Source organism: Variimorphobacter saccharofermentans, from assembly GCF_014174405.1.
GTDB lineage: Bacteria > Bacillota > Clostridia > Lachnospirales > Lachnospiraceae > Mobilitalea > Mobilitalea saccharofermentans.
Window position 1 is genome coordinate 3,740,180 of record NZ_JACEGA010000001.1, and the last position, 19,741, is coordinate 3,759,920.

Sequence of the window (19,741 nt, forward strand, 5' to 3'; positions counted from 1 at the left end):
ATCCACCTATTTTAGTATATAATTTTGACAACTGACGGTTGCAAAGTGTAATATGGTATCATATAACACTATAAATCTGTGCTATTCACGAAAAATATCTCTTTCAATCCGAACAATATCACCCTCCGTATTTTCTTCAACAAAGGTGATGATTTGATCGATGATACTATCTGCCATTGCACTATCTCCTGCAATACCTGCAAAACCCAATACTGCACTTTGATGAATATCCTGGTTCTCAACCTCCGCAGCGGATACATTAAATCGGTTCTTCACCTTTACACAAATACTCTTAACAACCATTCTCTTCTCTTTTAATGAATGAACCCATGGTAAATGCAATGTTATTTTCAAGATGCTGATTGTCATACGGTTACCTTCCTATCTCGTACTTGATCCCATGATCCGATTTAATATGTTATCTTCTCTAGATAAAGACCACAGGCTTCTGCCAGATTCCCGGTGCGGTTTCTCTGCTTTGATGCTATAATATCCGGAATATCTTCCGGCTTCATCTTACTCAGTCCGACATCAATGAGGGTGCCGACAATCCATCGTACCATATTATAGAGAAATCCGTCTCCTCTGACCCGTATTGTAACAAATCCCTCCTCAGCCTCTATCTCGATGGAGTAAATTTCTCGTACCATACTTTTCTTTTTCGATTTTGCATTGGAAAAAGCCGTGAAATCATGTGAACCCAGAAAGTGCTCTGCCGCAGTTTTCATCACAGAAATATCTAATTTCTCTGCAACATGCATACTGTATTTTCGCATAAAGGGATTGGTGTGTTCCTTGTTCCATATCTTATACAGATAAGTTTTATCCTTTGCGTGGTATCTGGCATGAAACTGCTCCTCTACCTTAGTAACATCCGTTATGCAGATGTCCTGTGGCAGATAATGATTGATATATTGTTTAATTTTCTCCTCTTCCATTGGGTTCTTAAGCTTTATATTCGCAATCTGAGCCAGAGCATGTACCCCCGCATCCGTTCTGCTACAACCAATCACTTCCACGTCGTATCCCACCATTTCCGATATCACATGCTCCAGCCTGTCCTGAATGGTATTTTCTCCATTCCCCAGACGCTGCCAGCCTTTGTATCTTCCACCATCGTATTGAATCGTTAATCGATAATTAAACACGTTTCTCTCCATTTTTCTTAAAGTTATTTACACATACTGCTGGCCTTACTTAGGCTTTTTTCTGTTGACAAAATAAAAACCTGCAATCAACAGAAGATACAGTATGGCTACGATAATGAGTGTATACATCCTCTCCGTGTTTGTTCCATCCGCAAAGAGACTTGGACCCAGACCAAAGATTGAAACTAACACAAGAAATAGCGTGAGAAAAACATTCCATATTATTCTCTTCACATTCAATTCCTCCTTCAGATAGCATTGACTGATATCCTTAGTATACACATATATGAATGATTCGATCACAGCTACATGAATTTCTGATAATCAACCCAATTTTCCTTCAAAAGCTTAGGGGTATCCAGTCCGTAAGGGCAATGATTTTTACAATGGTTGCATAGTATACAGTCATCTATTTTCTTCATTTTCTTTTTCCAGTCCTCATTTAGATAGATGGATACTGGCGCTCGACGGATCATTAGCGACATTCTGGCCGAGGTGGGGATATCAATCTGTGCAGGACAGGGCAGACAATACCCGCAACCCCTGCAAAAATCCTTTCCCAGTTCCATTCTGTCCTTCTCTATAACTGCCTTAAGCTCCTCTGTGAGAATCGGAGGATGATCCACATATGAGATGAATTCATCCAGTTCCTTTTCTTTTTGTACACCCCATATGGGTAGTACATTCTCAAATTGATCCAGGTAAGCATAAGCTGCTGCTGAATTTGTAATCAGACCCCCGGATAATGCCTTCATTGCGATAAATCCAATCCCCTTCTCCTGGCAAAGCTTTACCAGTTGAATCTCTTCATGAGTTGCTAAATAACTAAAGGGAAATTGAATCGTATCATATAATCCTGATTCTGCCGCCTCGATAGCAACCGGTAGTCTATGATTGGTAATTCCGATATGTCTGATCAGTCCCTGATCTTTTGCTTCCAGTATTGCCTCATAAAGTCCGGTTCCGTCACCGGGCTTTGGGCAAAATGCCGGATTATGAAACTGATAGATATCAATATAATCCGTATTTAATTGCTTCAGGGACTCCTTTAGTTGTTCCCAGAATTCTGTGACCTTGATAGCCATAGTCTTTGATGCTATATAGATCTCACTCCGTTTATCACTTAATGCATAACCGATCTTCTCTTCACTATCCGTATAGAATCTGGCTGTATCAAAAAAGGTAATTCCACTATGGTATGCCTTTTTTAATAGTATGGCTGCCTCCTCCTTGCTTATACGTTGAATCGGCAATGCTCCAAAACCATTCTTATTAACCACAATTCCTGTATTACCAAGAACCACCTGATTCATGCTATATTCCTCCCTTACAATGCTTCGTTATTTCTTAGATGACTGCTCCGTTAATCTGTCCCAGACACTTCCAATATACTATTGCTACTATTGTAACATGATTCTTATCCGATTGAAATGAGCGAATTTATACTATAAGAAAGTAGACTATACGAACTTTCGATTGTCATGACTTAAAACTATAGTAATTTATCCTTTCATAGTATATACTGTTTTAGGTAATTGCGAAACTAAATAATTTTAACCATTGTGTATACAGTGGATACTTATTCCGAAGCAAATCATAGCGGAAGGAGCGGGTTTGCGCAGGAATATGTATCTGCTGTATACACAATTAAGATATTTTCAGAGTTTCGCAATTGCCTATATATACCGTCTTGGTTATAATGATAGAGTAAACGCGACAAAGGTAGTGTAAAGTTTGGTATGAAAAACTGATGTAAAGAAATATGATCCTTTGAACATTGAAAAAGCAAATATTTTAACTAGAAATTTATGCAGTGGCAGACTACGCCAACCTTGATTGCAACAAAAAGTAATGCTCTGAAGGTTTCACCGACGGCGAAGTAACTCAGGAACAGGAAGTTCTTACCGTCGTATTCACAGCATTGTAGCATTACTTTTTATTGCATTCAAGGTCAAGCCGGAAGTAAACTTCCGGTGGCTGGGTACCACCTCTGGCTCCTTAATCTAGGAACAGGTATTACCTGACACAGCGGAGGATTTCTGCATTTCCAAGATTTTTTGCTGCCCCAAACGGATGAGGATAATCCACTTGGCGGGCATGTTCCCTACTTTCTCGAATTCATCTATCTCATTTAAAGGTTTCCAGTAATTATGGGGATGCGGTCTTAGGAAGTTGTAATAAGCAACCCACAGGGAAACTCCGTACAAGGCACCCTCATCACTGTTATAACCATTGGTGATGCGGTAGGACATCTTGAAGGTACGATTTAAACGTTCCACAACCTGTTTGACCCAACGGAATTCGGTTGAAACAGCATCATCATTTGTAAGTCCGATTACCTGTGTTACGTCAAAGTCCCATCCTTTCTGAGCTTTTATATACTGGGCTGCCAGAGGATAGGCACTATAACCGTCAGCAATGAATTTCAGAAGCTTTGAGGGAAACACTTTGAACTTCTCGAAGGCCATGCGCATGGCAAGAATACAGGGACCGACACTCCGGTTATCGGAGACCTGATAGCCAAGGATGCTCTTTTTACATGCATCCATGATAATCCAGACATAATGCTTTTTACCGAGCTTTTTGATGTAGGTTTCATCGGCAGAGAGGATGTTGGATGGTTTATAATCGTAGGTGTCTACGAAAGGCTTAATGACACAAGCCGCGGTCATAGCATAACTGGCAACAGTAGTGTGGGAAATGTCGATACCGTGAACCTCTTTCAATGCATGAGAAGTCTGTCTGGTGGAGAGCTTTAGGTTTACATGATAGGTTAGAACCAATCCCAGTATATGAGGAGAAAACTTCTTGAAACTGAAGCCCGTGGCATTTGACGGAAGGGAGTGTAAGTCCATGCGAAAGAAATCCATCGTGAACTCACGATAGATATAGTGGAGCTTATATTTGTGTTTTTCTTCCGGTTTCAGATCTGGTGGAAGCTTACGTTTATTGGCTAGGTAATAGCTACATTTACGATTGGTACACTTGTGGATACGGAAGAACTTACGCTCCTTCTTGGGAACCAAGATGTTACCACAGTAAGGGCAGCGAAGCTCGATGGTATGCTTATAAATGTTATCGGAGTTAAAGAGTTCCTCACAGACCTTGCACATGAATTGACCTTTGGCGCCATTGTTTTTGTATAAGTAATCGTGAGGAGCACCGCAGCGGGGACAGACCAAATCCTTTGGGATATCAGATTCGGAACGGCGTTTGATTGGTTTAATCAGGTAACCATAGCGGTGTTTGATATAAGCTATGTAAAGCTGATAATCGAAGGTTGCAGGAGTGTACACAGTAGGAAGTTTATCAACCTTGAATTTTTGGTACTCAGGGGAATGGGAATCATCGAAAGCCCACTGCTTGAGAGGAATATATTTGCAGATAAAGAGAAGTAAATAGCAGATTTGTTTGTACTGCTCTTGAATAATGTTAATTAAATAGAGTATAATTGAGTCCATAACAATGACCTTTCTTCAGTATTTTGTTGTGTGGTAACTTCAATTATAACTGAAAATAGGGGGTCATTGTTTTTTTATTTTAAAAAGCTCTGTAACCCTTGAAAAATAAAGGGTTCTTATAAAAAATCAGTGTAAAATACTTTACACTAACGCGACAAAGGAGGAGGTGCATCGTATGGTAATAATCGTATTTGATTTAGAATTTAATCAAAGCCTGATTGGGTACCGCAAATCTGACCGGCTTAGCTGTCCCTTTGAAATCATACAAATAGGAGCGGTAAAACTGGATCAGGATTTGAATACCCTTGCTTCCTTCAGTCGCTATGTAAAGCCAACGATACATCCCATAGTAAATCCCCGTGTTATGGAAATTACAGGGATTACGGATGAAATGCTCGCATCTGAGAAGCCCTTTTCTCAGGTATATTCTGAATTTCTTGACTTTATATCCGATACAGATACCGTTTTTTGCACTTGGGGTAAAGCAGATATGAAGGAGCTATTTCGTAATATACGCTATTATGAATTGGAGGAACAGAAGGTTCCTAAGCGATATATCAATCTGCAGACCTACGCTTCAGTGCATTTTAAATTGTCAAAAAAACAGCTCCTTCGGCTGCAATATACCGTAGAAGCTCTTGAGATACCTTTACTATTTCCATTCCATAACGCTCTTCATGACGCATATTATACTGCTGAAATACTAAAGAAAATATACCTCCCTGAATTTCAGCCTAAGGTATATAATCCCGATGCTCAGAAAAAATCAGATTCCCTAAGACACCCAAAGAAAATTATTGACTTTGATGCTCTTTTTGCCCAGTTTGAGAAAATGTATCAGCGCACTTTGTCAGAGGAAGAGAAAGAGCTGGTGCGATTGGCATATCAGATGGGTAAAACACATCAGTTTATTAAGGAGTCAAAAGTAAATGAGTAGATGGCCATTCTTTTGTTCTAATATATACAGTAGCTGACTCTTCTTTATTCTTTATAAATAGCTATCCCTATATTCTTGCGGTTCATTATAAATCCGACGGCAAAGAATGTAGGCACATATATAGAATATCATCGTTTGATTCAAGTGCATTCATTGTAACCTCATGGGGATCAGGATAAATAATATCATAATCAAGCTCACCGTATTCCGGCCGCACAGGAAAGGCCAAGTACTCCTCATCCAGTGAGAACTTAGCTTGTATTCCTTCCTTATTCCCCCTGGCATCTAATCGAATCCATTGATTCCTTTCCTCTATATACACTGCATTCAATGCATGTATCACATACCCTGTATCCGGAGTATCTCCAAGCGTCAGTTTTTGATAGCAAATTCCAGTTGGTATTCCCTGGCTTCGCAGTAATGCCGCCAGAAGGTTGGACTTCGCATAACAGATCCCATGTCCTTCCCTCAGTACATCGGATGCGGTTATTGACACCTGCCTATTCTGTATGTCCCAGGAATGTGCTATCTCATCCCTGACATAGTTATATAGCTTTTCAATCATTTCTATCTGGTTCTTACAATCCTGTGCTAAATCATCTGCTTTTTCTTTTACCTGCTGATTATCATAGTTTATGTACTTCGTATTCTTAATATAATCATTCATATTATCGGATGCTAATTTCATAACCATTCCTCCCTCTTAATTTTTAATAATTATACATTCACTTTTATATTTATGCAACTGTTTTATTTCTATATTTTCATCAAATTACTTTTCTTCGTATTAATACAGCTAACCTTAATCATGAAAAGACTGTGATGCAATCTATATTATTTCACTCTTACACTATACTGAATAACCTTTCTTAATAATCATATAATATTATAATCACAAAAATAAAGGATGATCATATATTCTCTGAATACCGTCTTATCCGTAAAATCGTTTCAATTTCCGGATACTACTCACGAAAAGGAAGTGATGATTCATGCATACAGATCAACGACTGACACAGGCATACAAAAAGGCTAAGACAGAATACTTCGACAAAAACTCAAAATATATTTTTTTCAGTGACGTCCATCGAGGTGATGATAGTGTATCCGACGAATTTACTCGAAATCAAAATGTTTATTTGCATGCACTGAATTACTATTATAAAGAAGGCTATACCTATGTGGAGGTGGGTGATGGCGATGAACTATGGGAATATCCCAAATTCAAACATATTCGACTGGCACATACGGACATTTTTATTGTTATAAAGAAATTCTTTGATGATAATCGTTTTATTATGCTATATGGGAACCATAACATATTTTTAAAATCCCCTCAATACGTGGAAGAGAATTATTACCAATTCTATGATGAATATCATCAGGAGCGCGTGGATCTGTTCCGAGGATTACAGCCACAGGAGGCTCTGGTTCTAAAGCATAAGGATACTGACCAGGAAATATTTGTTGTACATGGACACCAAGGTGATTTTATGAATGACCAGATATGGCCCTTATCTCTGTTTTTGATGCGATATTTCTGGCGTTATATGCATGTAGTCGGATTCGAAAATCCATCCAGTCCGGCACGTAATTTATACAAGAGGCACAAGGTGGAAAAAGCATATAATAAGTGGATAGAGAAACACAAGATGATGTTAATCTGCGGTCATACGCACAGACCGAAATTTCCAAAACCCCATGAGCTTCCATATTTTAATACTGGCTGTTGTATTCATACTAGAGGCGTGTCTGGAATAGAAATTCTGAACGGTAATATTCTTATGGTGGATTGGCGAATCACCGCAGATGAGGATGGTGTAATACGAATTAATCGACAGGTCGTACGTGGACCAGAAGCCATAGAACAGTATGACTGTAAAAACAATCCATATTCAACACATTGCACAAGTATGGATGATGATTAATTTCGTTCTGCACAGGGCAATCTATACTTAGAGGTGAAAGGTAGAAATCACATTATACTGGTATGAATCTCATGTGGGCTTTTCACTTCGCGCTTGAGCTACCTACGGCAGATTGGAGGTTAATATGAAGGTTAAAGACATTATGTCAAAAGACATCGCATGTATACAATCCTGCGATTCCGTCGAAAGAGCTGCACAACTTATGAAGCAATATAACTGTGGTTCTATCCCCGTTTGTACGGATGATAAAATAATCGGTATTGTAACCGACAGGGATATTGCCATTAGATCAGTTGCTCCCGGACATGATATTTCGAAGGAAACCGTCGGTGATATTATGACAACAAGTGTTGTTTTTGCTAATCCCGATACGGATGTGCACGATGCTGCCAGATTAATGAGTGACCGTCAAATTCGTAGGCTCCCCGTTGTTGAGAATAACAGTCTTGTAGGTATCGTTGCCCTTGGAGACATTTCACTTGAGCCCTCTTGTCAGGATAGCGCCGAGGATGCTCTAAAGAATATTTCAAAGGAAGGTACGAATTTACGATAACCTCCAAAAAGAATAGTGAGCTTAGGTCTGTTAACACCTGCTCACTATCTTTTTGTTGTCATTTTATCAAAATATTAGCCTAATCGCATATTTATTCATGGAGGGTAATTATTTAATAAATTGGAACCATTTAAAATCAAAATTACTTCCTGGCATGAACATAAACGACACTCTTTGATTTCCCGTTACGGAATTTAATATATATTCCTTTTCCACATATTCCTCTGAGTGAGGAAACTCCGCTATTTGATTGACATCTCCGTCATCTCCGTAGAAGCGAATGTGTATGGTATTGCTTTTTATGTTTGATTTTCCACAGATGATCAGCTTCGAAAACCCTTCCGTGCCAAAATCCATATTCATAAATTCAATATTAACATTGTTCCCTATTTGTTCAATTGCATTTTCCATTATAATAAAGTGATCCCCATATATACCATCATTCTCCTTTGCTAATAGCTTAGCGTAAGCCTTATCCTGCTTGGTAAACCAAAATCCCTGGACCGTAAGCTTCTGGTCGAATGCAAGGGATATGGTAGTGACTCCCTTTACCCTTCTGGTTAGTCGAAACGTGTTGGACTGATACGTATTATAAATGCTTTTTGCTTGATAGCTTCCTCGTAGTAGTAATTCGGAATCCGTTTCTCCCGGTATCCCCTCCCATATTTCCACTGGGATTGGATCATTTTCAAAAGAAAATATCGGTATTGTGATTTCATCGGATCCAAAATCTCCGAAATCCAGATTACTAATTGCGAAATAGGTTTCCCCATCCCCCGTTACTACTCCTCCGAATAATCCGGCTCCGAGATCGGTATTCGTGGCATTATATAATCCCGCATGAACGAGTTCATATGGATTGCTCCTTGTTATTCCGAGACCAGTAACCTCAAATTCCAGTTCTGAGATCACCTCCGGGCTCTTTTTTCCATTCTTAGCGCTGCAACGAACACGAAAGCTTCCGTCACCAAGAGCTGTTACCTTAGCTTCCCTGCTTGCCGCCTCTATCTTGGCAATATTTGTTTCAATGCCTCCAGGTGTGAATACCTGCCATATCAAGTCCTGATACGTCGCATTCTCAGGATAGATTTTAGCGGTAATTAATACCGTATTATATTCTTTCCCCAAGTAACGATTACCCTGTCTCGATAATTCGATTTTACGAATTGGTATTTCATCTACATACTCCGATTTCACATTCTCAGCGAGAGCAGTAACTCCGGGTATCCTGTCACAGGGTAGAGCCTTTAGTATCATTGTTTCCGTCGGTAATCCCATAGATGAGACTGTAATATGGATATCGCCCGGCTCCAGCTTAGCTGCAATAATCGCCAGCAGCTTACCCTGAAACAACTTTCTACTGGTACCCTTATATTGATCGTAGTCCGTACTGTCCCCATTATCCAGGCCAACCAGACGACCGGCACCACTTACTTCAACCTCAACACGATTATTTGCATTCCATACCATATTCCCATTCTTATCCTCCATGGACAGCTCCACAAAGATTAAATCCAGACCATTGGCATATAAGGTTGTCTTATCCGGCTTTATAATAATCTTTGCGGCGTCCTGGAAGGAGGTCCTTGTGTCCACCGCAATGACATTGTCATTCTCATCATAGGCAACTGCCTTGATGGTCCCTGGATGGTATTCTAATTGCCATGTTCCACTGAGCTGTTTTCCCTTCTTATGATCTATCTCAAACACACCCATGGACTTCTCATTAAAAAACAATTCCGTCTTCGGTGCATTGGAATAGATACGGATATCAATTAACTGACCTTCATTAAAATCCCAGTAAGGAAGAATATGAACCATGGGCTTTACTTTATAATCCGTCCATTCCGCCTGATATAAGTAATAGGTATCCTTTGGAAAACCTGCTGTATCGATTTGTCCAAAATACGAGTTTTTTGTAGTATAGGGAGTCGGTTCTCCAATATAGTCAAATCCGCTCCAGATAAACTGGCCCAGACAGAATTTAGTATCCCTGTCATCAATAATTGCATGCTGAGTACTCTTGGCTCCCCATCGGGTGGTACAGTTTCCAAGTGAGGAACACTGCTCATCATCATGGGTTATCGTCGAGACATCAGCCGGGAAGTGATACACTCCTCTGCTCTGTATGGTGGCGGAAGTCTCACTACCATATATCACCCAATCCGGATGGTTACTGTGATGTTTCTCATATAGGTATTCTGCGTAATTATATCCAACACAGTCTATTTCATCAGCACATTTTTGAGCACCCTCCCAGGCCATATAATTGGAACCAATGGTAACTAGTGCATTGTGTCTGGGATCATGAAGATAAACCAGCTCTTTAAGCTTCTTTGTAATCTCCACCCCTCGCTCACTGGCATGGGTATCATAGATCTCATTCCCAATACTCCACATAATGACACTTGGATGATTACGGTCTCTTCTGATCCAGCTGGCAACATCCCTTTCATGCCAGTCCGGGAAGAACCGTGAATAATCATATTCTGTTTTTGACAATTCCCATATGTCAAATGCCTCTGAGACAATTAACATTCCCATTCGATCCGCCAGCTCCATTAGTTCCGTAGCCGGCATATTATGGGAGGTACGTATGGCATTCACACCCATATCCTTTAATATAGTAAGCTGTCTTTCCAGAGCTACCTTATTTACAGCAGCTCCCAGAGAGCCCAGATCATGATGATGGTTGGCACCATGTAGCTTCATGTTACTATCATTTATGAAAAATCCCTTTTCTGAATCAAAGCGTAATATCCGGAAACCAAAGCTTTGGGTCACCTCATCTACTATAGCACCATCCAGTAGTAGCTCTGATCTTAAGGTGTATAAATAGGGTTTCTCCAGGCTCCATAGGATAGGATCTGTAACCTCCACAACCTGCTTGTCTAAGGTGATGACATTTCCGATATCCAAAGTATTGGCGCTTTTTGCAACCACCCTATCGTCTTCCCCCAGAATGGTATGTTGTATCACCGCATTCATACTCTTTGCAGCTTTTGTTATCGTTTCCGCATCTAGCTCAACCTTCCAACTGCTATCTTCTTTCCGGGTTGTAATATAGATCCCATCGGTAACGAAATGTGTCTCAGCTGTTATCTTCATCCACACATTTCGATATATTCCTGCTCCGGAATACCAACGGGAATTGGGAGATTGATGTACCACCCTTACCTTTATCTCATTTTCACCAACTTTAAGATATTTCGTAATATCGAATTCAAAAGAGGAATAACCATATTTCCACTCACCAGCAACCTTATCATTAATAAACACCGTACTATTCATATATACGCCTTCAAAGTAAAGTGATATTACATGGTTTTGCAGTTCCTCAATTATGAAAGTCTTCCTATACCAGCCTTCACCGGTTTCATACAAATCATTAGTATTATATATCAGCCAATCATGCGGTATATCCACGAGCTGCCATTCAACAGCGGGATCATGGATGCTATCAAGGCTTGCTCCAATTTCTCTTTTTGTAAAGCTCCAGCCATCATTAAATAGTTTTTTACTGCTCAAGTTATTGCCTCCTAACTCATTCTCAGAAAAGGGTAATGTACTAAGCCAAATTATAGCATAGCATTTTTCGTGCTATAACCCTCAATATTTTATTAATTTCACCTTAGAAAATAAAGAATTTTCTTTGTTTTCAACGTAAATCCATGATACAATGGGTACGTATTTCATATGCTTGATAACTCGTTCATCATACGAGCTCAAATAGATTATCACAAAAGAAAGGTATGGTTATTATGATGAATAAAAAGAAGCTTATCTCCATCAAGGGACGTCCTGCAATATCCATTGTTTATCTTTTATTACGAATATCCGTAATCTTTGTTATCATTAATCAACTGAAAAGCAGGGATTATGAAAATATATTCTTATGCATCTTAACACTGATACTGTTTTTTATTCCCAGCTTTATTGAGAAAAAGATACATATTGATATCCCCGATACTCTTGAGACCATAATTCTGCTGTTTATCTTCTCCGCAGAAATTCTTGGCGAAATTAATGAGTATTATCTTATATTCCCCTACTGGGACACCATGCTGCATACCTTGAACGGCTTCTTAGCCGCTGCACTGGGACTATCACTCATCGATATTCTGAATAAAAACGATAAATTCGCAATATCCTTGTCACCACTTTTCGTGGCTTTGGTAGCATTTTGCTTTTCTATGACAATTGGTGTTATTTGGGAGCTTTTTGAATTCTCTATGGATCAATTCTTCGGCTTTGATATGCAAAAAGATACTTATGTAACATCCTTTCAATCTGTTTTGCTACACCCTGAGGGTAGGAATATCCCCGTAAAAGTAGAAATCCAGGATCTGACCGTGAATGGTCAAGCCTGGAAGGCTTATATCGATCTTGGATTAATAGACACTATGATGGATCTGTTCGTTAATTTTATCGGAGCCACAGTATTCTCTATATTTGGTTATTTTTATGTGAAAAACAGAGGTAACGGTAATTTCCTGAAGCGTTTTATTTTACGTTGGAAAAAGCCAGTGTAAGTTTCTTTTAACAGTTACACCGCACCTAGATACCATGTCTCTTCACATAATGTCGATAATACAGGATAAATAGAATGGAGGTGGTAACCCAGGTTAATGGGTAGCTGAAAATAACCGCCTTCATATCCGGCCAAACCGGTACCGCAATAAATACCCATATCATTCGTAGTAAGCATATACCTAGACAGGTAATAATCATTGGTATAAAAGTACTTCCCATGCCTCTTAACGTACCGGAGAGTATCTCAATTGATACATAGGTAATAAAGGTTGGTGCCAGAAACCGAAGTATCACAAGACCTATTTCTATCACTTCTACCTCATCCGTAAATAACCGATATACATAAGCTCCTCCAAAATACAGAACCGAACTTAGGCAAATAGCAACCACCATTGCTATGAGGAGGCATTGCCTCATTCCTTTCTTAACCCGGTCATACTTACCTGCTCCATAGTTCTGTCCTGAAAATGTAGTTACAGAGATACCAAATGAATTCATGGTCATCCAGAAGATTCCGTCTATTTTGCCATAAGCAGTCCAAGCAGCGATGGTGTCGGTGCCAAATTGATTCATATTGGACTGAATTATTACATTGGACGAACTATACATTAAGGATTGCAGACCAGCCGGTAATCCAACCCGAATTATCCTCTTTAGCATATCCCCATGAAACCGTATATTCTTAATACTTAACTTATAGATATCGTTCGTCTTGATCAGAGTAATACAGACTAATATTGCACTGCAGATCTGGGATACTACCGTCGCTACAGCAACTCCATTGACTCCCTGATGAAAAACTACAACAAAAACAACATCCAGTATGATATTAACAAAACAACTAACAATCAGAAAATATAATGGACGTTTCGAATCTCCAATCGCACGAAGAATTCCTGAGCCCATATTGTATAATAAATTCGCGATCATTCCGCCAAAATAAATACGAATATAAGTTAACGAATGTGGCAGGATATTATCTGGAGTTCCCATCCAGTGTAATGCAATGGGTGCTCCGACAATTCCTACCACCATAATAACAGCTCCTCCTGTTATCGCTAATGCAATTGCGGTATGTACTGCTTTACTTACCTCTTTTTTATCATTTCCACCATAGTATTGAGATATGATAACCGTTGCACCAGTAGAAACTCCAACAAAAAAGCCTACAAATAAGTTAATCAGTGTTCCGGTTGTACCTCCTACCGCTGATAAAGCTTCTTTGCTTACAAATCTACCTACAACAACTGCGTCCGCTGTGTTATATAATTGTTGAAAAAAGGTTCCGAATAACATCGGAAAGAAGAAAATCAATAGCTGCTGCCATATAACGCCTTCTGTAATCCGGTTACTGTGCTCCTGGTTCTTAAACATATCCCCACCTCAGTCTCTTTGTCGATTCGTGTCATTTCCGAAACGAGAGTATTGATATAATATAGCACCAATTTATATATAGAATCAATATTAATTTTATATTATATTATTTTCCATTAAAATATCATTCTTTATATATAATAATTCTAATAACGAATTCATATGTCACAGTAGCCGTATCATTGTTTTCATTCTGATTATTCATAATTACATTCATAAAGGTAAATACTAGGATTATGGTACTATCATGAAAGCACATGCATCCAACTATTAATTAAATCCTACAATGAAGGGAGTAACCAAATGGATAATAATAAAAACAGAATGAAGGATAGAGAAAAGAGTAATGCAGAGCTACGAAAAATGCAGCCAAAGAACAATGCTGATGTCGGTATAATGAATGGTCAGATTATCGGAGTGCACGAGGGAAAGCACGAAAAGAGACGACCTGATCGAAAAGAATTAAATACTTAAGGAAAAGCTTTATATCTGACATACTCCGTAAACATTCATTTCAAAGAAATTCTATATAAAAAACGCCTCTCCCTTATTATAGCCCCAAGATATAATATCCATGATACCGGGCAGAAAACGGGAGAGGTATCTATTATTCAGAGAAAGTCCCTTTTCGATATGCAAATAGGAATATGGCTAAAAACGCAATGATATTTACACCTATAATCAGGAAACGCTCCATAGTAAAATTACTCTTACTCAGATCATTAACCAGATAATTGATCTGTTGTGTATACAAGAACCTGGAAAACTTCGCAAAGGTTTTATTGAACATAGCAATCATCGGTAAGAAAGCCGTAACCATAGCGATTGGTAGCACAACACTGTTCGCACTCATTTGATTTTTCATCAGAATGCCTATTGTACTGCCCAGGATTAGGGAAGAAAGTATTCCGATGATGAGGATGCCGACAAAGGCTGTCAGCTCAGCACCTCGATATCCTCCGACTACACCAAAGAATACTGCTCCTAAGGAGCAAATGAGAAAGGTATAGCTTCCCACTCCAAGGAGATATTCGAGCGGCTTTACATTGGACATTATAAGAACACGCAGTGTATTCTGTTCCTTCTCTTCTGTGATAATGCTCGCCATAATCACATTGGGAACCATTCCTGCATACATAGTTGCAAATAGAACCACAAAATAGGTTCGGGGTATCTCACTATTGCCTTTTGCTATTGTTTCCGTAAGGATCAACGCAATAATTGGAAAAATAACAAACTGAATGAAAATCGCTTTATTTTTAATGGTATCCTTCCACTGTTTGATAAATATAGCCCAAACTCTTTTAAAAGTTATCATATTAAGACAGCTCCTTCCCGGTTAATGCAATAAATACGGTTTCCAGATTCGGCTCTGAGGAATGAATGGATTCCACTTCCTCTGAAGCAAAATACTCATAAATCTGCTTTGAAGAAGCAGCACCATTTTGTAACGTAACCAGCTGACCGTTCTTCAATAGGATAGTAATTTTCTTATCTTCATTATACTTTCTGCATAGAGCGTCTGGTTCTCCGTATTCTACTACTTCTCCTTCGTTTAACAGTGCGATATGGTCACACAGCTTCGACGCCTCCTCCATGTTATGGGTTGTAAGAAAGATCGTGGTACCACTTTCTTTTAGCTCCAATAAAAGCTGATGTATCTTCAAACAGGTTGCAGGGTCGATACCGCTTGTCGGCTCATCCAGGAACAGCAATTCCGGTTTGTGCATGATTGCCCTTGCCAGCACCAGTCTCTGTACCATACCCTTTGAGAGCTTACTTACCGGTTTTCTAATGGCTTCCGATAATTCCACCTTTTTCAGAACCTCTTTTATTTTCTTCTTATCGATGCCATAAATACTGGAAAACATGAGTAAATTATCATAACAGCTAAGTCTGGAATACAATCCGCTGTTATCCAATACCATACCTATCTTAGCGTATACCTTATCATTGATATACCTGGTGTTTGTTCCTAATATCGTGGCTTCCCCTGAGGTGGGCTTTATTTGTCCGGTTAGAATTTTAATGATGGTAGTCTTGCCGGCACCGGATGGACCCAGCAGGCCAAATATTTCACCCTTGGATACTGATAGATTAAGTTTCTTTAATACCTGTTTTTCTCCAAAGGATTTCTCAATATTATTCAATGTTATAATGGCTTCCATTGTATTAATCTCGCCTCTCTCCTTATTATACTTGTCTTTATTCCGAATTCCTCTTTTTCTTATAATCTGATAACAGTTGTTCATATTTTTCATTCTCTTGTTCTAATCGAACAATCTTTATCACGGTACCGCATGCAAAGCAACCTCCAAAGGATAAGATAAATCCAACCCATCCACTAAAGGAATTAATCGGGAACCATCCAAAGACTGCTATACAGACTACCATGATAAGAACTATACTGAATAACATCAAAATAATTCTTTGAAGCGTGGATCGATTCTTTAAAAATCGTTCCGATGTAAAAAATGATTTTACTAGTGTTACAAGAAATGAAACGATGAGAAATTGCAGTAACGTAATGTAAGAAATACCTTTCCTACCCAAAAGATACATGGTTGAATAATTCTGAATTTCATCTCCCCATATCGAACCGATGATTGAGACAAACAACATTGTTACCGAAAAGACTACCAGTACCTCCCCCAGGAATCGACTATACTTAGCTATTATTCGTTCTTTCATCTATTTCACCCCCAGTTTACTTTTAATAATCCCTGCGTATTGTCGGGATACATAAAGCTTCTCATTGTTATTCATCGTTACCAGAATTCTTCCATCAAGATCGGCTTTCAAAGCTCTGATCTGATTAAAATTAATAATACATGACTTCCCTGCGCGAAAGAAATCGTGTTCCTCCAGTTGCTCCTCCAGTTCATAAAGCTTAAGTGGGGTTTCAAATACATCCTTCTCCGTATAGAAAAAGGTCTTTTTATCTACCGTATCAATATACAATATCTTTGATGCATCCAAAATATAGGTCTGTCCATCCTTCATACCGGTCAGCTTTAAATCAAGGACCCGAAGCATCGCTATTATTTTTGATATGTCTTGATTCATACGCTTACAATTAATAATGATCTCGGTATCCTCCATATTGCTATTCTCATTGATTTGAATTCTCACCTTAGCACCCCCTAAGCCCATAGTAAATACGTATTCATTAACCCAATATATTGGTCGGCCTATAATCATAATATATAGATAAGTTCATACATTATCAATAGCTTTTTACCAAGTTACGGTAATTCCAAGCTAAGTTGCTGAAGGTGCGCGCTAACATGGAGGTAAATAATAGAATCTTATACAATAAAATAGGCTGTGCCACTTGGCACAGCCCACATTTGTACTAGAAGCTAAGCACCTCTAATATAATTTTCAAAATAACCAACCCCTTTCAAGCGATATTGACCGGTCACTAGTATTATCTCACATTATTTCCGGCGCAAATAGGGATAAAATAATTAAATTCATTTTTTCCTATAAATGATCTTTCGTATGGTCTCTTCACTCAGATGAAATTTCTCGGATAATTCGGCGACCGTAACTCCCCGTTGAAAGAGCTCTTTCACCTTTTTATTTCGCATATCAATTAGTGTTCGGGCTCCGCTAACGTCACCCCAGCCGGCTTTTCTACTCTTCTTCGGAATATAGACAAGACTTCCCTCTACATACTCTTGAACTTCCTTCAGTAGGCGGGCCGGCAATACTTCTATGCCTTTCTTGTAATTCAATTCGTTTTCCCTCCATAACTATGCTACAAAACAAATCGTTGCCATCATGATTTCTCATAAAACCCACCTCCTAAATATAGTTGTTAGTGTAAAGTATTTTACACTGATTTTTTATAAGAACCCTTTATTTTTCAAGGGTTACAGAGCTTTTTAAAATAAAAAAACAATGACCCCCTATTTTCAGTTATAATTGAAGTTACCACACAACAAAATACTGAAGAAAGGTCATTGTTATGGACTCAATTATACTCTATTTAATTAACATTATTCAAGAGCAGTACAAACAAATCTGCTATTTACTTCTCTTTATCTGCAAATATATTCCTCTCAAGCAGTGGGCTTTCGATGATTCCCATTCCCCTGAGTACCAAAAATTCAAGGTTGATAAACTTCCTACTGTGTACACTCCTGCAACCTTCGATTATCAGCTTTACATAGCTTATATCAAACACCGCTATGGTTACCTGATTAAACCAATCAAACGCCGTTCCGAATCTGATATCCCAAAGGATTTGGTCTGTCCCCGCTGCGGTGCTCCTCACGATTACTTATACAAAAACAATGGCGCCAAAGGTCAATTCATGTGCAAGGTCTGTGAGGAACTCTTTAACTCCGATAACATTTATAAGCATACCATCGAGCTTCGCTGCCCTTACTGTGGTAACATCTTGGTTCCCAAGAAGGAGCGTAAGTTCTTCCGTATCCACAAGTGTACCAATCGTAAATGTAGCTATTACCTAGCCAATAAACGTAAGCTTCCACCAGATCTGAAACCGGAAGAAAAACACAAATATAAGCTCCACTATATCTATCGTGAGTTCACGATGGATTTCTTTCGCATGGACTTACACTCCCTTCCGTCAAATGCCACGGGCTTCAGTTTCAAGAAGTTTTCTCCTCATATACTGGGATTGGTTCTAACCTATCATGTAAACCTAAAGCTCTCCACCAGACAGACTTCTCATGCATTGAAAGAGGTTCACGGTATCGACATTTCCCACACTACTGTTGCCAGTTATGCTATGACCGCGGCTTGTGTCATTAAGCCTTTCGTAGACACCTACGATTATAAACCATCCAACATCCTCTCTGCCGATGAAACCTACATCAAAAAGCTCGGTAAAAAGCATTATGTCTGGATTATCATGGATGCATGTAAAAAGAGCATCCTTGGCTATCAGGTCTCCGATAACCGGAGTGTCGGTCCCTGTATTCTTGCCATGCGCATGGCCTTCGAGAAGTTCAAAGTGTTTCCCTCAAAGCTTCTGAAATTCATTGCTGACGGTTATAGTGCCTATCCTCTGGCAGCCCAGTATATAAAAGCTCAGAAAGGATGGGACTTTGACGTAACACAGGTAATCGGACTTACAAATGATGATGCTGTTTCAACCGAATTCCGTTGGGTCAAACAGGTTGTGGAACGTTTAAATCGTACCTTCAAGATGTCCTACCGCATCACCAATGGTTATAACAGTGATGAGGGTGCCTTGTACGGAGTTTCCCTGTGGGTTGCTTATTACAACTTCCTAAGACCGCATCCCCATAATTACTGGAAACCTTTAAATGAGATAGATGAATTCGAGAAAGTAGGGAACATGCCCGCCAAGTGGATTATCCTCATCCGTTTGGGGCAGCAAAAAATCTTGGAAATGCAGAAATCCTCCGCTGTGTCAGGTAATACCTGTTCCTAGATTAAGGAGCCAGAGGTGGTACCCAGCCACCGGAAGTTTACTTCCGGCTTGACCTTGAATGCAATAAAAAGTAATGCTACAATGCTGTGAATACGACGGTAAGAACTTCCTGTTCCTGAGTTACTTCGCCGTCGGTGAAACCTTCAGAGCATTACTTTTTGTTGCAATCAAGGTTGGCGTAGTCTGCCACTGCATAAATTTCTAGTTAAAATATTTGCTTTTTCAATGTTCAAAGGATCATATTTCTTTACATCAGTTTTTCATACCAAACTTTACACTACCATATAGTTTGATTAATAGTAATCTTAGCCTTATTATGACTGAGTTACATTCCTGTTTATTCAAATGATGGTAATAAAACATCATCTCAATCTAT

General features: G+C 39.1%; 19 protein-coding genes. 6 read left to right on the forward strand and 13 right to left on the reverse strand.

All coding sequences use genetic code 11. The features are described from left to right. Positions 1–81: 81 nt before the first annotated feature. The 5 genes from H0486_RS16255 to H0486_RS16275 all read right to left on the reverse strand — a co-directional run bounded on the left by H0486_RS16255 (position 82) and on the right by H0486_RS16275 (position 4,609). A complete protein-coding gene (locus H0486_RS16255; RefSeq protein WP_228354000.1) occupies positions 82–369 on the reverse strand; it encodes a DUF503 domain-containing protein in 288 nt (95 codons plus the stop codon). Positions 370–410: 41 nt separating this feature from the next. Continuing rightward, entirely contained in the window at positions 411–1,148 is a 738-nt protein-coding gene (truA, locus tag H0486_RS16260) for a tRNA pseudouridine(38-40) synthase TruA (protein WP_228354001.1), read from the reverse strand. Positions 1,149–1,193: 45 nt separating this feature from the next. Next, complete coding sequence (locus tag H0486_RS16265) at positions 1,194–1,382, reverse strand: DUF6954 family protein (protein WP_228354002.1); 189 nt, start codon at positions 1,380–1,382, stop codon at positions 1,194–1,196. 71 nt (positions 1,383–1,453) lie between these two features. Next, complete coding sequence (locus tag H0486_RS16270; RefSeq protein WP_228354003.1) at positions 1,454–2,461, reverse strand: aldo/keto reductase; 1,008 nt, start codon at positions 2,459–2,461, stop codon at positions 1,454–1,456. A 690-nt stretch (positions 2,462–3,151) separates the two neighbouring features. After that, positions 3,152–4,609, reverse strand: coding sequence for an IS66 family transposase (locus H0486_RS16275; RefSeq protein WP_228351561.1), 1,458 nt, complete (start codon positions 4,607–4,609; stop codon positions 3,152–3,154). A 175-nt stretch (positions 4,610–4,784) separates the two neighbouring features. Between H0486_RS16275 and H0486_RS16280 the strand changes: the two genes are divergently transcribed. Next, a complete protein-coding gene (locus H0486_RS16280; protein ID WP_228354004.1) occupies positions 4,785–5,546 on the forward strand; it encodes a 3'-5' exonuclease in 762 nt (253 codons plus the stop codon). 85 nt (positions 5,547–5,631) lie between these two features. Here H0486_RS16280 and H0486_RS16285 read toward each other — a convergent pair whose 3' ends face one another. Continuing rightward, on the reverse strand, positions 5,632–6,234 hold the full coding sequence (locus tag H0486_RS16285) for a transglutaminase-like domain-containing protein (RefSeq protein ID WP_228354005.1): 603 nt from the start codon (positions 6,232–6,234) through the stop codon (positions 5,632–5,634). A gap of 304 nt (positions 6,235–6,538) precedes the next feature. On the opposite strand from H0486_RS16285, the gene H0486_RS16290 reads away from it, so the two are divergent. Further along, entirely contained in the window at positions 6,539–7,474 is a 936-nt protein-coding gene (locus tag H0486_RS16290; protein WP_228354006.1) for a metallophosphoesterase family protein, read from the forward strand. Positions 7,475–7,598: 124 nt separating this feature from the next. Then, positions 7,599–8,027, forward strand: coding sequence for a CBS domain-containing protein (locus tag H0486_RS16295; protein ID WP_228354007.1), 429 nt, complete (start codon positions 7,599–7,601; stop codon positions 8,025–8,027). 108 nt (positions 8,028–8,135) lie between these two features. Here H0486_RS16295 and H0486_RS16300 read toward each other — a convergent pair whose 3' ends face one another. After that, complete coding sequence (locus H0486_RS16300) at positions 8,136–11,555, reverse strand: glycoside hydrolase family 2 TIM barrel-domain containing protein (protein ID WP_228354008.1); 3,420 nt, start codon at positions 11,553–11,555, stop codon at positions 8,136–8,138. Positions 11,556–11,788: 233 nt separating this feature from the next. On the opposite strand from H0486_RS16300, the gene H0486_RS16305 reads away from it, so the two are divergent. Then, positions 11,789–12,559 carry a hypothetical protein gene (locus tag H0486_RS16305; protein ID WP_228354009.1) on the forward strand — a complete coding sequence of 257 codons (771 nt, stop codon included), beginning with the start codon at positions 11,789–11,791 and terminating at the stop codon, positions 12,557–12,559. A gap of 25 nt (positions 12,560–12,584) precedes the next feature. On the opposite strand, the gene H0486_RS16310 is transcribed toward H0486_RS16305, so the two are convergent. Further along, on the reverse strand, positions 12,585–13,934 hold the full coding sequence (locus tag H0486_RS16310) for an MATE family efflux transporter (RefSeq protein WP_228354010.1): 1,350 nt from the start codon (positions 13,932–13,934) through the stop codon (positions 12,585–12,587). A gap of 303 nt (positions 13,935–14,237) precedes the next feature. Between H0486_RS16310 and H0486_RS16315 the strand changes: the two genes are divergently transcribed. Continuing rightward, positions 14,238–14,408 (forward strand): hypothetical protein, encoded by a 171-nt coding sequence (locus tag H0486_RS16315; protein WP_228354011.1) that lies wholly within the window; start codon positions 14,238–14,240, stop codon positions 14,406–14,408. Between the two features lie 133 nt (positions 14,409–14,541). Here the strand turns inward: H0486_RS16315 and H0486_RS16320 are convergent, their stop codons facing one another. From H0486_RS16320 to H0486_RS16340, 5 genes are all read right to left on the reverse strand, one after another. Further along, positions 14,542–15,252: an ABC transporter permease gene (locus H0486_RS16320; RefSeq protein ID WP_228354012.1), complete on the reverse strand. Its 711-nt coding sequence runs from the start codon at positions 15,250–15,252 to the stop codon at positions 14,542–14,544. Between the two features lies 1 nt (position 15,253). After that, complete coding sequence (locus tag H0486_RS16325) at positions 15,254–16,186, reverse strand: ABC transporter ATP-binding protein (RefSeq protein ID WP_323163556.1); 933 nt, start codon at positions 16,184–16,186, stop codon at positions 15,254–15,256. After that, positions 16,140–16,625: a hypothetical protein gene (locus H0486_RS16330; RefSeq protein WP_228354013.1), complete on the reverse strand. Its 486-nt coding sequence runs from the start codon at positions 16,623–16,625 to the stop codon at positions 16,140–16,142. Before H0486_RS16330 ends, H0486_RS16325 begins: the two co-directional genes overlap by 47 nt. Further along, positions 16,626–17,066: a LytTR family DNA-binding domain-containing protein gene (locus H0486_RS16335; RefSeq protein ID WP_228354014.1), complete on the reverse strand. Its 441-nt coding sequence runs from the start codon at positions 17,064–17,066 to the stop codon at positions 16,626–16,628. A 344-nt stretch (positions 17,067–17,410) separates the two neighbouring features. Beyond that, a complete protein-coding gene (locus tag H0486_RS16340; RefSeq protein WP_228354015.1) occupies positions 17,411–17,674 on the reverse strand; it encodes a CD3324 family protein in 264 nt (87 codons plus the stop codon). Positions 17,675–17,907: 233 nt separating this feature from the next. Here H0486_RS16340 and H0486_RS16345 point away from each other — a divergent pair, with 233 nt between their 5' ends. Beyond that, positions 17,908–19,365: an IS66 family transposase gene (locus H0486_RS16345; RefSeq protein WP_228351561.1), complete on the forward strand. Its 1,458-nt coding sequence runs from the start codon at positions 17,908–17,910 to the stop codon at positions 19,363–19,365. The last annotated feature ends 376 nt before the right edge of the window (positions 19,366–19,741 follow it).